The following is a 14,660-nucleotide window of genomic DNA, read 5'->3' as shown; positions in this document are numbered from 1 at the left end:
ACGGCAAAAACTTCCAAAAACAGCTTTTCCTATTCATTTATCTGTAAACTTAAGCTTTTGTTACGATTATTTACATCGTTTACACTTACAATTTTTGAAAAAAAACCAACCTTTTTTAATATTGAAAAAACTTGCTATATTTATGCTATCTAAAATGATAAAACAATGAACGTAAAAAAACTACTACTGGCTTTCGTTTGCGCTATGGCTATTCAAGCTATAGCAACTGCTCAAACGGATAGTATCGTAAAAGCAAAAGTGTTGGACGATGGATCCCAAGATGCAGAAAAATTTTACAATAGCGGCATTGCCAATTTTGCAAATAAAAATTTCAGCGGTGCTTTAAATGATTTCAACCAAGCAATTGCTTTAAAGCCGGATTTTGAAAGAGCCATTTATAACCGCGGAACAACGAAGTTCGAAATGAAGGATTATAATGGTGCCATTGCCGACTTCGACAAAGCATTAACCATCAATCAAACTGCAGATAGTTATTTTAGTCGCGCACAATCCAAATATGCACTCGGTAATAAAGACGGTGCCATTGCCGATTACACCAAAACGGTTGATATAAAACCAGACTATGCACAAGCCTATTATTACAGAGGTGGGATAAAATTTGAAAATGCCGATTACAAAGGCGCTATTGATGATTTCACAAAAGCCATTACCATCAAACCAGATTATGCTTATGCGTATAACGACAGAGGAAGTGCAAAACGTCAGATGGATGATTTAAAAGGCGCAATTTCAGACTACAACAAAGCACTTGTAGCCAACTCCGAAATGGCTTTTACTCATAATAATTTAGGAAGTGCAAAACGCAAACAAGGCGACTTCAAAGGCGCTATCAGCGATTATACAGAAGCGATTAATCTTAAAAAAGATTATTATGTAGCTTACAATAACCGTGGAAGTGCAAAATTAGACAATGGCGATTATCAAGGTGCTATTGACGATTTCTCAAAAGCCATTCAACTTAAATCGGATTATGCATTTGCTCTAAATAATCGTGCGTATGCAAAGTATAAATTGAAAGATTACAAAGGCAGCATCGAAGATTGTACAAAAGCAATTCAGATCAATGCCTCCTATGGTTATGCCTATCTCAACCGAGGAATTGCAAAAGAAATGCTAAGAGATAATGCAGGAGCTTGTGCCGACTGGAAAAAAGCTGCTGAGCTTGGAGTAGAAACAGCAAGAAATTATTCAGGCGATTGTAAATAATTTTAAATCGAATTTTTTAAAATTAAAAATTAAAAAAACTGCACATGAAAAAACTGATATACATACTTTCAATATTACTTTCAACTACTTCCTTTGCACAAAATATTGAATTCACCAAAGATAACTTTAAGGATGATAAAGATGGATTGAAAGAAGCAAAACGGAACCTTGAAAAAGGAGATGAATTTTTTGCGATGGCAACCGTATTCTACAAACAAGCCTTGGATCCATATTATTTGGCAGCTCAAAAATTCAATCCGAATAATGCATTACTGAATTACAAAATCGGTAAGTGTTATTTGTATTCGAACTACAAACTAAAATCCATCCCCTATTTGGAAAAAGCACTTCAACTAAATCCTGAAGTAGATCCTCAAATCCATTACCTATTAGGGAAAGCTTACCACCTAAATATGGACTGGGACAAAGCAATCAAAGCATTTCAAACATTTCAAAAAACTTTAAAGGGCGAAGAATTAGCACTGGTAATGGGCGATGTAAATGTTCATATCAGTCAATGTTTAACGGGAAAAGAAATGGTTAAAAATCCAATTCGTGTATTTATCGACAATGTAGGTCCGGATGTAAACTCTCAATTCCCTGATTATGGACCGGTAATTTCTGCAGACGAATCGGTAATGATTTTCACCTCCAGAAGAACCGGCAGTACCGGTGAAAAAATTGACCCGGAAATCAATGAGTATTATGAAGATATTTATATGTCTACTCGTGTAAACGGCAAATGGACAAAAGCTATCAACATGGGCTCACCGATTAACACCGACAACCATGATGCAAACTCCGGCTTATCTGCTGATGGTCAAAAATTCTTAATTTATATCGGAAATAACAATGGCGATTTATATGAATCCGAATTAAAAGGAGACAAATGGAGTAAACCGGATCATATGAACAAGAACATCAACACTTCTTATCATGAATCATCTGCTTGTTATACGCCCGATGGAAAATCGGTATACTTTGTAACCGATAAACCAGAAGGTGGATTGGGTGACCGAGATATTTATGTGTCAACAAAAGATGAAAAAGGGAAATGGGGCAAACCTGTCAACCTTGGACCAACAATCAATACACAATACGGTGAAGAAGGTGTTTTTCTTCATCCGGATGGTAAAACACTTTACTTTAGTTCACAAGGACATAAAAGTATGGGTGGTTACGATATCTTTAAATCTGTATACAACACTGAAACCAAAACATGGTCGGAACCAGAAAACATCGGCTATCCTGTAAATACTCCGGATGATGACGTTTTCTTTGTTACTTCTGCAAGTGGTAAACATGGTTACTATGCATCCTTTAATGCAAATGGATATGGAGAAAAAGACATTTACATGATTACGTTTTTAGGTGCGGAAAAACCAATGATCATGAACAATGAAGACAACTTATTGGCTAGCCAAGCGGCACCGGTAAAAGAAACTGTTATTGCTCCAGTTTTAGCAATTAAGGAAGCTCAATTAACAATCTTAAAAGGTGTAATCACGGATGATTTGACCAAACAACCTTTGGAGGCGACCATTGAAATTGTGGACAATTTAAAAAACCAAGTAATTGCAAGTTTCACTTCCAATAGTTCTACAGGGAAGTACCTCGTTTCGTTGCCTGCAGGAAGAAACTATGGTATTGCTGTGAAGAAAGAAAATTATTTATTTCACTCTGAAAATTTTGACATCCCAAATACTGCCGCATACCAGGAAGTTGTGAAAGATGTTGCCTTAAAAAACATTGCAGTGGGTAGTAAAATTATCTTGAAGAACATTTTCTTTGATTTTGATAAAGCAACCTTGCGACCTGAATCAACCAACGAGTTGGAGCGTTTGACAAAACTATTAAACGATGTGCCTACTTTAAAAATTGAAATCTCCGGCCATACCGATTCAAAAGGTGCTGACGAATACAACAAAACACTTTCTAACAATCGTGCAAAAGCCGTTTTGGATTATCTGGTAAAAGCGGGTATCGCTGCTAACAGATTAACGTCTGTTGGATATGGAGAAGAACAACCAATTTCCACAAACGATACGGATGAAGGACGACAATTAAACAGAAGAACGGAATTCAAGATTTTAAGTAAATAAACAAACACCACTTAATTATACAAGTCTTCGACTATGCTCCGCTGACACAGAATTGTCATGCAGAGCATAGTCGAAGTGCTTTCGGAGCAATCAGAACAATGCAACCAACATTCATAACAACAGCAGATGGCTCTCACTCCTTGTATGTGAAAGAGTTGGATGAACACTACCACTCCATCCATGGTGCAATCCAAGAAGCACAACATGTTTTTATCAAAACTGGCATTCACCATTTAATCCATAAAGGGTACAAAACAATTTCCATTTTAGAAATCGGATTTGGTACCGGCTTAAACACACTCTTAACCAGTTTGGAAGCTGAAAAATTAAACATATCAACTCATTATACAACGTTGGAAGCATTTCCTCTTACATCTGACATTACCAATAATTTGAATTATGTGGAACTGATTTCGAAAATTGAAAACAAAAGCAAAGATGAAACCCAACAACTGTTTCAAAAGATACATGCTGCTGACTGGGAAAAGCAAGTTGCAATCAGCAATCAGTTTTATTTGACTAAAATCAAAAACACATTACAAGAAATTGAGTTTCAAACCACATTTGATTTAATATTTTTCGATGCATTCGGGCCAAGAGTACAACCCGAAATGTGGGTAGAAGAAGTGTTTTCGAAAATTTACAACGTTACAAATGAAGACGGATATTTGGTAACCTATTGTGCAAAAGGAGAAGTAAAACGCACATTGAAAAAAGTAGGCTTTGTGGTTGAAACATTACCTAGGCCCTCCTAGAAAGAGAGAAATGGTGAGAGCTGGGAAAATCAAATAATTCGCAATGACGCAAAAAAATTAAACTTACTTTCACACTATGGCAATTAACAAATTCATCATTCGTGTTTACGGCATTTTAATTAATGATCAGTCGCAGGTGCTTATCTCTGACGAATTGATCAAAGGTCATAAAATCACAAAATTTCCTGGCGGTGGATTGGAATTTGGTGAAGGAACACATGAATGCGTCATACGAGAATTCATGGAAGAAACGAACAATGAGGTAGAAGTAATCGAACATTTTTACACAACGGATTACATGCAAGTATCTGCCTACAATCCGGAGCACCAAATCGTAAGCATTTATTATTTGGTTAAACCAATTGGCAATTTTGAAATTAAAACAACCGACAAAATATTTGATTTTATTGGTGGCCAACAACACGAACAAACCTTTCGATGGTTGGATCTTAGAGCCGCCTCCGAAAAGGACTTTACATTACCGATTGACAAAATTGTTGGCAAGTTGCTTCAAACAAGAGCTAAATAAATTCATAAAAAATCCCTTTACTTATTAAAAGTAAAGGGCCTTTTAGGGGATGTATTTCTAAATTAATTTAATCGTTGCGGAACAATTAATTCAAATTCAGGTATTGTTACGTAAAAACGAGCTTTGTCAATTTTCCGCTCCATCATATACCTTCCGCTCATTTTACCCATATCCGTAGTTAAACTACAAGCTGACTCGTATTCAAATACTTCACCGGGTTCCAAAACTGGCTGTTCACCAACCACACCTTCTCCATCTACTTCACTGTGTTCGCTGCTTGAATCATAAATATCCCAATGACGTGAAATGAGTTGCACAGTATATTCACTCTTGTTTTCAATGGTGATACGGTAAGAAAATAAAAAATGACGGTGTTCGGCAACGGAATGTTCACTTTGAAACATGGTTTCAACGCTAATTTTTATTCCATGCGTTACTAGAGTAGTTTGTGTTCCCATAACATATAAGTTTAATAATGTTTGGTTTATAGGTACAATATTAGACAATTCTATCAGATACAAACAAGTATTGGACCAAAAGGTTTTCAACACGGTATCAGTTTAATTCTCTAATCTATAGACGCTTTTCCACCTTGAAAGTTGCTTCGAAGTTTTTTGAATGAGGTCAGTCGGAGTATTTCTGCGGTAAAAAATCAATACTGCTTCATTGAATTTAGGCGTTTCACACCAATCAGTTGATCATAAAACGATCCGGGTTGACGATGATAAACGTAAATGGTATAATCATTTTCTGTATCATAATGCATCCCCTCAATCACTGTTTCATCTGCAGCGTTTTCTCCATCTTTCAAAAATGCATATTCATAATTATAGTATCCTTGCTTCAAATACAATGTACATTCATATCCAAAACGTTTCGGATTATAATGCATTAAATTTTCAGTTGAACACCGCCATGCATTATAAGCACCGAACACATATAAATTACCGTCTGTAAATGGAATATCATAAGGAAGAAAAAAAGTGACATAACAATAATCGGCCTCTACATCACTATTATTCCCTTCTTGAATTTTAATCAAAAAATCACCATTCATATCCGGTTGTGAATAATAACGTTTGAACGTTCTTTTTTCATCGGTATACAATTCAACATGATTTCCAAGCGAGTCGGTTTTAACTTTGTAAATTCTTTCGGAATGATAACGAATGCTCCGAATATCAAAAATCCGAAATTCATTTCCTCCGGCAAATACATTTTGCTCATCATAATCGTACACAAGCTCTTTATCTTTTACAAAAATGGGTTTCAAATCTATTTTTGCATTATCCCATCTTCCATTTTGAGTCAATACGATTTTCAAATCTCCATAAGGATTATTCACCTGATAACCGGTATAATTAATTTTGAAATCAATCTCATGCTTAAACAATCGATCTTCAATAATACTTGCTGCAGCAACATTTGACTCAATCATGATTCGATTTTGAAAAACCATAAACCGTCTCGTTAATATCAGATTCTCCGGATTATTATCCTGATATACTTTTAAAAGATAATTCCCAGATTTAGTTATGCGCAAAGAGCTATTCGGAAATGTAACGTTATAATGTGTGTATTTTTGCAACGTATTAAAAGAATAACGATAATCGTTGATTGAATTTTCGATAAAGCCGTCAATGTATTCATTGGGCATTAAATCAGAAGGCTCCCAATTTGAATTACAATGAATAATGGTATACGAATAGTTCTTTAAATCGGCATCTAAATCATCAAAACTCAATTTTAATTTTTCTTCAGAACCCAAACTTAAAATAGCTTTTGTCAAAATAAAACTCTCATCACGAAGTTCAACCGTTTTAATACTTTTTTTGTAAACATAATCTTCATAACGAAGTGTATTGTCGTTATAATAATCATCGGCAGCACTATCTTTTGCGGTAGGAGTATTCAACGACTTCCACAAACTAACTTTCTTATCTTTTTGGGCAAACGAATAGTGAACAAAGCATATGCTGAGGAATAATGTATAAAAAAAAATATGCACCGACTTATTGCTCATTCAGGTGGTCGTTTAATAGTTGGGTATTTTTTCTATTGCAAATACTATTCCCTAAATACCAAATGTTATTGGTAGCGATATCATTATTGATTTTGATATGCGAATAATTAACGCCTTTCGCATTTTCTGTTATTGCCCCTGAGCCAAATGTAACACCCAAAAACAAACAAATAGGAAAAAGAACAATCTGAGCGATTTTAATTGTTTTATTTTCAAAAGGGAGAGAAAAGCTCGTGATATTTCTGCGATAAGTTCGAATGCCGATGTATGCAAAAAAACCGGCAGAAGCTAACAAAAGTAATAACGACCAAACCGACAAAAAAGTAACCGCTTCTTTCGGATAAACTAAATAGACCAAATCTTCCGTATCCATCATGGCTCCGTATTCGCCATAAATTTTAATGTTGAATATACTCAGAACAGAAACCATTGAAATCAACAAAATATTATAACCCAAATTGATTTGATGCAACCATTTGTTCTTATAAAACTGCTGAAACGACCATAAAATATATGGCACCACCAACATCAAACTGATAGTTGCCAAATCTAGTTGAAGTGCATATAAAAAACTCAAACTCGTTTCTGAGTGCTGGCCATCAGGTATCTTAGCATGATGGTAGACAATAAAAATAATTCGAAAAAGTGCAAAAAATAAAAACCAAAAAACGGTCAGCCGAAGCAAATAATGAATTTTTATTTTATTCCATTTAAACATACTGATTCGTTATTGAATGTGTAAAACACCTGTTCCATCCCTCCCGGCCTCCTGAATTGAGGCAGGATTTCCGTAGCAATATACATCTCCTTTGTTATCAATCCTATAAATTAATAAACCCGATGCCTTAATATAGCTCAAACCCAGTGTAAAGGTATGAAGGTAAGTATACCCTGTATTCAATTCAGAAGCATATAAAAAAGAGGATCCTCCTATGCTACAAGCGTGTTCATTTGTATTTCCTCGCAAGGTTAAATTTCCTATTCCATATATATGAGAAATGACTTTATTATTGTTTACTGTTAAGTCAATGTCTCCAGCACCTTCAATTTGAACATCAAACGAATCCACAGAAATGGTGTTGAGCGATTTTATGTTTCCACTACCATTGGAATGTATATATTTCAACCCAGGAGTTTTTATATAAACGTTTAATGGTTTCTTATAACTTCTGGTCCAATTACATCGGTTCTTATTCCGAATAATTAATATTCCGTCCTCTACAACTGTCTCAACTAAAGGAGCAATATTTTCTCCGGCTTCTACCTTTACCTCAGAAACCACATCCTCCGTAATAAATACATCTACATCTTGTTCAGTAAATATCCTGTTAAAAGGAGGAACAGTTCTGATTTCAGTAATGATTGGCCCTGTGCGTTTAATGCAATCGCATCTATTTTCCTTTTTGCAGGAAGAAAATAAAATAAAAACAACTGAAATAAACGTTAAAAATCTCATTCTTTATTTTCGTTAAAATTCATATCCTAAACCCCATTCAAAATAATCGGCTTTTGCCCAATGAGTATAAAGCGTTACATTTGCAATCACATGCTTTGTAACCATGTATCGAACTCCCAGCCTATGAAAGAATTTTTCTTTTAAATTATCATTCTGAAAAACATAATATCCAAAATCGATGGGAATTGAAATTCGATCGATGTTAAAAGAATAACCTGCCTTCACACCTATTTTAAGCACATCTTTTATTCGCTCAGTAGATGCCGAATCTCTTTCTAACTTCACTCTCGTTTCATTACTATATACAAATTCGACTCCGGTGCCAAATCTGTTCTTATAACTTGCCGAATAATATAAGTTTCCACTTAATCCATAAGCCATATATTTATTTCCTAAAGGTTGCTCTAGTTCTTTAAATCCTACAATCCCAATTACAGAAGGATGCCATCTTTTTTTGATTTTCGGCATCACCGAATCCTTACACATTTCCAGATTTTTATTTCCGAATACATAACCCACACCCAAATTTAAAGTGGCCATGTTTAAACCTAAATTTGGCGTTTTTATCGCTCCATTGGATGCATGGGTTAAACCAATCCCTGAATCCAGGCGCCATGATTTACTCAACATATAGGACGAGCTTAAACGAATATTCACATATCCGTTTATATGAGAACCAATAGCGTTGTTTTTTGAATTTGTAAGGCGATCAAAAGGTTTCGACATATTTGCAATACCCAACCCTAAACGCAAATACATTTTAAAGTTCCGCTTCTGCTTATTCAATCTTAAATTCATGTATGGATAAAGGGCATCCAGATTCCCAATCTCAGAAGGATTGGCGAGATAGAGATGCATATAGCTTAATCCAAACTCCGGGAAAGCATGAATCGGCTGCCAGGATCTTTTACCACAGGTTCTAAAAACATAAGTAAGCTCTCCTCCTCCAATTTGGCCTTTAATTAAATGGACGATACTTCCTCGATGGCTAATGATATAACCAACATGCGCATCTCCCATAAGAATAAAATCTTCTTTAGGTCGACCTTGAGCCACACCGGAAGTTTGTATTAAGAACAAACTCAAAACAGCAATAAAACCGTGCTTTAATTATTTTCTTTAAAGTAAACATTGAATTGCAAAATTATTAAAAATATTGGCTAAAACACATTCTAATTTGATTTGAATAATGCTTATTTTAGCTGATATTTAAAGAATATCATGACAAAAACGAATATGGAAGAAAAACGAAAGGCATTTGAGCGATTATTGATAATTATGGATGAATTGCGAGAAAAATGTCCTTGGGACAAAAAGCAAACAATCGAATCCTTGCGCCATTTAACAATTGAAGAAACCTACGAGTTAGCCGATGCGATTTTAGACAATGACTTACCTAACATTAAAAAAGAATTGGGAGACGTTTTGTTGCACATTGTTTTTTATGCACGTATTGCTTCCGAAACAAACGAATTCGATATCGCTGATGTAATCAACGCTTTGTGTGAAAAATTAATTAGCCGACACCCTCATATATATGGAGATGTGAAAGTAGAAAATGAACAAGATGTGAAGGAAAATTGGGAAAAACTGAAACTAAAAGAAGGAAATAAATCCGTTTTAGCCGGGGTTCCTAAATCTTTACCTTCCCTAATTAAAGCATCTCGGATTCAGGAAAAGGCCCGTGCTGTTGGATTCGACTGGGAAAAACCCGAACAAGTATGGGAAAAAGTTCAGGAAGAAATTGCTGAATTGAAACACGAAATAGACACCAATGCATCGAAAGAGAAAATAGAAGATGAGTTTGGAGATGTATTGTTTTCTTTAATTAACTATGCTCGTTTTGTAAATATCAATGCGGAAGACGCCTTAGAAAGAACAAATAAAAAATTCATCAAGCGCTTTCAATACCTGGAATCAGAGGCGGCAAAGATCGGGAAACCGCTTAGTGATATGACCTTAGCCGAAATGGATGTGTATTGGAATAAAGCCAAAAAATTATAGCCCGTTATTCCAATAAATCTTTGTTTGGGTTAATTTCTTTAGCCAATAGATCAACCCTCAAAAAACAATTCCAATAATGCTTTTTATCCATTTTCTCCCAATGAATATGATAATAACGGTATTGATACATTTGAATCTGAGAAACTATCATAAACACTACCAATATAGAGAAAAATACAGTTTTCCCTTTCAACCAGTGAATACTTTCAATTACAAACAGAAGCAACAGAACAAATAAAGAATAATATTCCACCAACACTCTTGTTCCGAAACTCCCTCCATACCACCAATTCCACCAAGAAGATAAAATATAAAATAACAACAATATAAAAAAAGTAAGCGTGTAAAAACGATACTTACTTTTCTTATATAAAACTATAAATCCATAAACACTCAATAGCAATATAGGTGTATACAGAAACAGTCCTTTCTTATAGCTGAATAAAAAATCAATTAAATGAGGTGAAAGCCAATTAAAAGATTCATCACCGTAGGCATCAACAAAAAACTGCCCTGTCTGAATTTTGTAAATTATCAATTGTAAACCTACAATTGAAACTAAAATTAAAATGGAAAGTAAGAAAATCCAATATCTTTTAAATAAAAAATTGACTCCCGAAACAAAAACAAACCAGTTGAAAGTAAGAAATGGTAAAACAAAAACCAATATCCCATTTACAGGCCGAATCAAGACAATCACTCCAAGAAAAAATGAAAGTAGCAAAACAGATTTTGAGTTGGGAGATTCAAAATATTTTTTCGAATAAAAAACAAACGCAGTGATAAAGGCAAAAGAATAAATGTGCGACATTGCTGGCTCACAAACTGCATAATAAAACAAATTGGTTCCAAATGTAAAAATAACAAGTAAAAAACTAATGAGTGAACCATTCGAGCTGAATTCATGCAATAACTTTTTTAAATAGTACAACCCCAACCATAAATAAAAAATAGCTGCAAAGCTTATTGATATAAGGTATATTTTGGAATAACCATCTTTTTCGAAACCCAGAAATCCAGCACTCCAATGAGCAATCAGAAAGAAAGGACTCATAGCTAACGCTGTCCCAGAAAAATATTTATTGCATGTTTTACCAGCTACATTTACTCTGTAGTCGTAATAAATAGCTGGATTAGGGTGTTTTTTTTCAATCGAATCAAAAAAAGAAAAGTTTAAATCATTGAAAATAAATACAGCGGGTAAATGTGCATAATATCCTTTGCCATCAGCTTCAATAATATCTTTCCAATGATTTCCACCCCATTGAATATTATTTGCTGATAAAACAGCAATGAAAACAATAAGCGGAACAATAAGTTTATTAAGCCAACGCATATCACATTAAATTACTTAAATTTACTAAACATTTTGAAACTCAAATGAATTTTTTGTCTCATCTATACTTATCAGGGGAATCAGAAGGCTTGATTATTGGCAATTTTATAGCCGATTCGGTAAAAGGGAGCTCAATCTATAATTTTTCTGAAGAAGTTCAAAAAGGGATTCTATTACATCGTAAAATAGATACATTTACCGATGCCCACCCGATTGTTGAAACCAGCAAAGAACGACTAAGACCCAAATACAGAAAATATGCAAGTGTTATCGTTGACATCTACTATGATCATTATTTAGCCGCAAATTGGGAAACGTATTCAAACCAATCGCTCCATTTGTACACACAAAACGTTTACTCCATCATTGAGCAAAACAAACATACATTTCCTTTGAAATCACAGTTATTTACAAAATACATGCTGGAGTATAATATACTATCAGCCTACGCTCATTTGGATGGGATTGATCGTGTATTAAAAGGTATGTCGCGGAGAGCAAGTTTTGTTTCCAACATGGAACACGCCATTCACGATTTAAAAGAGCACTACCCCTTATTCGAACAAGAATTCAAATCCTTTTTTCCGGAGCTACAGCAATTTGTTAACACAGAAATCGAAATTCGTTAATCTCTTCTTAAAAATTCAATCATACGCACCCCGTTTCTTTGTATAAAAAACAAATGGAAATTGTCATCCCTTTTTTGTTCAGTCCTATAACGTTTGTTGCAATAGGCTTGATTGGTTTAATAGGCTTCATCGTTTCTCCATACGAAATACATTTTGAAGATAAGGACGAATCTGAAATCTAATCAATCTAACCTTAACTTTTTCTGTATCAGCACTGCGGTATAAGCAAATAGTGGAGCTGCTAAAACGTCAATACTATAGTGAACATGCTGTACGACCAAAAACACCCCAATAAAAGTCGCACCACAAAAAAACAATAATTTTGTTTTCTTTTTTCGGAATACAAATGCGAATAGAAATATAGTTGCTGTATGGCCGGAGAAAAAAAGATCTTTTAAATTCTCTCTTCCGGAGTAAAATGTCGATTGCAAAAAGGTATCTTTCAGAGGAATGATTGTTGACGGAGCTTCTAAAGGAATCACATACAAAGACAACATTCTCAGCAGCGTCATAATTATATAGGCTTGAAGCAAACCGACAAATAATTGTGGCATGCGAAAGGAGATGATAAGTCCGTAAATTCCTAAAAAATAGGTGATAAAGAATGTGATTTCCGAAACCGCAATCGGATGAAAAAGCTCTAAAATGGGATCATCAAATCGATACCCTGCGCGGTGTTCATTATAGGTAAGAAAAAAAACAAAAGATGTTAATGTAAGAACTAAAAAAAACAGCGTCAAAAAAAACAAGATGCGCTTATTCGGTCTCGAAAAATAAATTTGCCAAGCATTTTTCATTCAATCAAATATAACGAAATAACACCACCAATAAAAATCAAAGGCTCATCATATCTTTTAATTTTGCGGCTTGCCTTCTAGAAATTTCAACTTGCTCACCGCCTCTCAACTTCACCATTAAACCACCATTAAACCAGCTTTCGATACTCTCCACCCATTTCAAATTGATAATATGCTTTCTGCTTGCTCTGAAAAATGTTCTATTATTCAATCGTTCATCCAAATTATTTAAAGAACGCAGAATCAATGGCCGATTTTTGTCAAAATAAATTCTAACATAATTCCCTTCCGATTCAAACAAACGAACATCACTCAACTTCACAAACCAACACTTTTCTCCATCTTTAACAAACACTTGATCACTATCATTTAGAGGAAGCGACAATTCTTTCGATTCTTGTCGATCACCAGATTCCTTATTTAGAATTTTTTTTACTGTCTCAGCTAATCGATTCGACTGCACCGGCTTTAATAGATAATCCAACGCATTTACTTCAAAGGCTCTGATGGCGTATTCATCATAGGCCGTCACAAAAACAACCTCCGGCACACCGCTAATTTCTTCCAGGAGTTCAAAACCATTTTTTCCGGGCATTTGAATATCTAAAAATATAACATCCGGCTTCAATTGCTTAATGCTTTCGATTGCCGTTTCAACATTGTTGGCTTCTCCTACAATTTGAATCTCAGGATATGCGGCTAATAAACTTTTGAGCTCTTGGCGTGCCAAGCGTTCATCATCGATCAATATTGCTTTCATAATTCAATATACTTTTAGGAATGATTAATTCTGTTAACACTGTGGATGCATCTAAATTTCGAATATGAAGAGATGCCGCATTACCGTATAACAATTGTAATCGTTGTTTTGTGTTTTTAATTCCAAATCCATTTTCTGAGACGTCTTTCTCTTGCAACTGTCCACTATTCTTAATATCAATTCTCAATACATCATTTTTCACATTTGTTTCGACCTCTAAAATTCCACCGTTAATCAATTTAGAAATCCCATGTTTGATTCCGTTTTCTACTAATGTCTGAATCATTAAAGGAGGTATGTTGAAATTCTTGCTCTCCGGATGCAAATGAACTTTCGTTTTCAACCGCTCCTCATAACGAATCGACTCCAAAGCCAAATAATCACTCACAATTTTAAACTCCTCGTCAAATGGAATCACTTTATTTTTTCCCATTTGCAATGTATTTCTCAAAATATTAGAAAGTTGTGTAATCGCATCCTTTGATTTACTTGGATTTTCATCTACCAATGCACGGATGCTATTCATTGCATTAAACATGAAGTGTGGATTCAACTGCGACTTTAATTTATTTAACTCAATTTCATTGATGGAGGCTTCCCATTTCAGGTTTTCAATTTCTGCCTTTTTATAATTTTCAATAAAATGAAACAAGAAATAAATCAATGACCAAGAAAAAAAGAAAGGGATAAGATTCACGATATTCGTAACGATTGTAATCGCATTCTGATGCTTCCCACCGGCTATACCTAGCAAAAATTCCACACCATATTGTACGTAATCACTTACAATGGCTAACAATATAGAAGCAAAAACAACTCGAGGAATTAATGAAATTATTTTAATCTTCAGCCAACCATATTTAACAATAAAATTTCGATAGAGATGTGATAATAAAATTCCAAAAAACAACAATAAAAACTGACTTGTTGCTGTTTGAACATTCAAGGCATCGCTTAACTTTAAATATAAAGTTTGTGCTAATACCAAAAATAGCCAACCACCAATTTGACAAGACCAATAAAGTGTTTTTTTGTTCATCCG

The 14,660-nt window shown here is 34.5% G+C and carries 14 protein-coding genes and 1 pseudogene; 6 read left to right on the top strand and 9 right to left on the bottom strand.

Going from position 1 to position 14,660, the window contains the following annotated elements; all coding sequences use genetic code 11:
• Window positions 1-165: 165 nt before the first annotated feature.
• The 4 genes and pseudogenes from IPP64_04330 (at window position 166) to IPP64_04315 (ending at window position 4,613) form a co-directional block, all read left to right on the top strand.
• The gene (locus tag IPP64_04330; GenBank protein ID MBL0328642.1) at window positions 166-1,227 is read left to right on the top strand and encodes a tetratricopeptide repeat protein; all 1,062 of its coding nucleotides are present in this window, start codon (window positions 166-168) and stop codon (window positions 1,225-1,227) included.
• A 44-nt stretch (window positions 1,228-1,271) separates the two neighbouring features.
• Window positions 1,272-3,329 (top strand): OmpA family protein, encoded by a 2,058-nt coding sequence (locus tag IPP64_04325; protein MBL0328641.1) that lies wholly within the window; start codon window positions 1,272-1,274, stop codon window positions 3,327-3,329.
• Window positions 3,330-3,427: 98 nt separating this feature from the next.
• A pseudogene (gene mnmD / locus IPP64_04320) lies at window positions 3,428-4,121 on the top strand (tRNA (5-methylaminomethyl-2-thiouridine)(34)-methyltransferase MnmD).
• 39 nt (window positions 4,122-4,160) lie between these two features.
• The gene (locus tag IPP64_04315; protein MBL0328640.1) at window positions 4,161-4,613 is read left to right on the top strand and encodes an NUDIX domain-containing protein; all 453 of its coding nucleotides are present in this window, start codon (window positions 4,161-4,163) and stop codon (window positions 4,611-4,613) included.
• Window positions 4,614-4,675: 62 nt separating this feature from the next.
• Here the strand turns inward: IPP64_04315 and apaG are convergent, their stop codons facing one another.
• The 5 genes from apaG to IPP64_04290 form a co-directional block, all read right to left on the bottom strand.
• Window positions 4,676-5,071, bottom strand: coding sequence for a Co2+/Mg2+ efflux protein ApaG (gene apaG, locus IPP64_04310; GenBank protein MBL0328639.1), 396 nt, complete (start codon window positions 5,069-5,071; stop codon window positions 4,676-4,678).
• A 194-nt stretch (window positions 5,072-5,265) separates the two neighbouring features.
• The gene (locus IPP64_04305; GenBank protein MBL0328638.1) at window positions 5,266-6,636 is read right to left on the bottom strand and encodes a DUF5103 domain-containing protein; all 1,371 of its coding nucleotides are present in this window, start codon (window positions 6,634-6,636) and stop codon (window positions 5,266-5,268) included.
• Window positions 6,626-7,183: a hypothetical protein gene (locus tag IPP64_04300; GenBank protein MBL0328637.1), complete on the bottom strand. Its 558-nt coding sequence runs from the start codon at window positions 7,181-7,183 to the stop codon at window positions 6,626-6,628. Before IPP64_04300 ends, IPP64_04305 begins: the two co-directional genes overlap by 11 nt.
• Before the next feature lie 180 nt (window positions 7,184-7,363).
• The gene (locus IPP64_04295; protein MBL0328636.1) at window positions 7,364-8,092 is read right to left on the bottom strand and encodes a DUF2807 domain-containing protein; all 729 of its coding nucleotides are present in this window, start codon (window positions 8,090-8,092) and stop codon (window positions 7,364-7,366) included.
• A gap of 12 nt (window positions 8,093-8,104) precedes the next feature.
• A complete protein-coding gene (locus IPP64_04290) occupies window positions 8,105-9,172 on the bottom strand; it encodes an acyloxyacyl hydrolase (protein MBL0328635.1) in 1,068 nt (355 codons plus the stop codon).
• A 156-nt stretch (window positions 9,173-9,328) separates the two neighbouring features.
• On the opposite strand from IPP64_04290, the gene mazG reads away from it, so the two are divergent.
• The gene (mazG, locus tag IPP64_04285) at window positions 9,329-10,096 is read left to right on the top strand and encodes a nucleoside triphosphate pyrophosphohydrolase (protein ID MBL0328634.1); all 768 of its coding nucleotides are present in this window, start codon (window positions 9,329-9,331) and stop codon (window positions 10,094-10,096) included.
• A gap of 4 nt (window positions 10,097-10,100) precedes the next feature.
• On the opposite strand, the gene IPP64_04280 is transcribed toward mazG, so the two are convergent.
• Window positions 10,101-11,432 carry a hypothetical protein gene (locus tag IPP64_04280; GenBank protein ID MBL0328633.1) on the bottom strand — a complete coding sequence of 444 codons (1,332 nt, stop codon included), beginning with the start codon at window positions 11,430-11,432 and terminating at the stop codon, window positions 10,101-10,103.
• Between the two features lie 44 nt (window positions 11,433-11,476).
• Here IPP64_04280 and IPP64_04275 point away from each other — a divergent pair, with 44 nt between their 5' ends.
• Window positions 11,477-12,061: a DUF479 domain-containing protein gene (locus tag IPP64_04275; GenBank protein MBL0328632.1), complete on the top strand. Its 585-nt coding sequence runs from the start codon at window positions 11,477-11,479 to the stop codon at window positions 12,059-12,061.
• A gap of 182 nt (window positions 12,062-12,243) precedes the next feature.
• Here the strand turns inward: IPP64_04275 and IPP64_04270 are convergent, their stop codons facing one another.
• From IPP64_04270 to IPP64_04260, 3 genes are read right to left on the bottom strand one after another with little or no spacing between them, the layout of a single operon-like run.
• Window positions 12,244-12,858 carry a phosphatase PAP2 family protein gene (locus IPP64_04270; GenBank protein ID MBL0328631.1) on the bottom strand — a complete coding sequence of 205 codons (615 nt, stop codon included), beginning with the start codon at window positions 12,856-12,858 and terminating at the stop codon, window positions 12,244-12,246.
• 37 nt (window positions 12,859-12,895) lie between these two features.
• Window positions 12,896-13,618, bottom strand: coding sequence for a response regulator transcription factor (locus IPP64_04265; GenBank protein MBL0328630.1), 723 nt, complete (start codon window positions 13,616-13,618; stop codon window positions 12,896-12,898).
• A complete protein-coding gene (locus IPP64_04260; protein ID MBL0328629.1) occupies window positions 13,596-14,657 on the bottom strand; it encodes a histidine kinase in 1,062 nt (353 codons plus the stop codon). The genes IPP64_04265 and IPP64_04260 overlap by 23 nt, the downstream gene beginning before the upstream one ends.
• Window positions 14,658-14,660: the final 3 nt, after the last annotated feature.

The sequence above is a fragment of the Bacteroidota bacterium genome, assembly GCA_016722565.1.
In the GTDB taxonomy this organism is placed as follows: Bacteria; Bacteroidota; Bacteroidia; order 2-12-FULL-35-15; family 2-12-FULL-35-15; genus 2-12-FULL-35-15.
Note: the sequence above shows the minus strand (reverse complement) of the source record. Positions and strands in the feature narration are given on the sequence as shown.

Excerpts from the sequence above, each read along its gene's own strand:
- IPP64_04330 (MBL0328642.1), top strand. The coding sequence starts at position 166 with ATGAACGTAAAAAAACTACTACTGGCTTTCGTTTGCGCTATGGCTATT.
- IPP64_04325 (MBL0328641.1), top strand. The coding sequence starts at position 1,272 with ATGAAAAAACTGATATACATACTTTCAATATTACTTTCAACTACTTCC.
- IPP64_04315 (MBL0328640.1), top strand. The coding sequence starts at position 4,161 with ATGGCAATTAACAAATTCATCATTCGTGTTTACGGCATTTTAATTAAT.
- apaG (MBL0328639.1), bottom strand. The coding sequence starts at position 5,071 with ATGGGAACACAAACTACTCTAGTAACGCATGGAATAAAAATTAGCGTT.
- IPP64_04305 (MBL0328638.1), bottom strand. The coding sequence starts at position 6,636 with ATGAGCAATAAGTCGGTGCATATTTTTTTTTATACATTATTCCTCAGC.
- IPP64_04295 (MBL0328636.1), bottom strand. The coding sequence starts at position 8,092 with ATGAGATTTTTAACGTTTATTTCAGTTGTTTTTATTTTATTTTCTTCC.
- mazG (MBL0328634.1), top strand. The coding sequence starts at position 9,329 with ATGGAAGAAAAACGAAAGGCATTTGAGCGATTATTGATAATTATGGAT.
- IPP64_04280 (MBL0328633.1), bottom strand. The coding sequence starts at position 11,432 with ATGCGTTGGCTTAATAAACTTATTGTTCCGCTTATTGTTTTCATTGCT.
- IPP64_04275 (MBL0328632.1), top strand. The coding sequence starts at position 11,477 with ATGAATTTTTTGTCTCATCTATACTTATCAGGGGAATCAGAAGGCTTG.
- IPP64_04270 (MBL0328631.1), bottom strand. The coding sequence starts at position 12,858 with ATGAAAAATGCTTGGCAAATTTATTTTTCGAGACCGAATAAGCGCATC.
- IPP64_04265 (MBL0328630.1), bottom strand. The coding sequence starts at position 13,618 with ATGAAAGCAATATTGATCGATGATGAACGCTTGGCACGCCAAGAGCTC.
- IPP64_04260 (MBL0328629.1), bottom strand. The coding sequence starts at position 14,657 with ATGAACAAAAAAACACTTTATTGGTCTTGTCAAATTGGTGGTTGGCTA.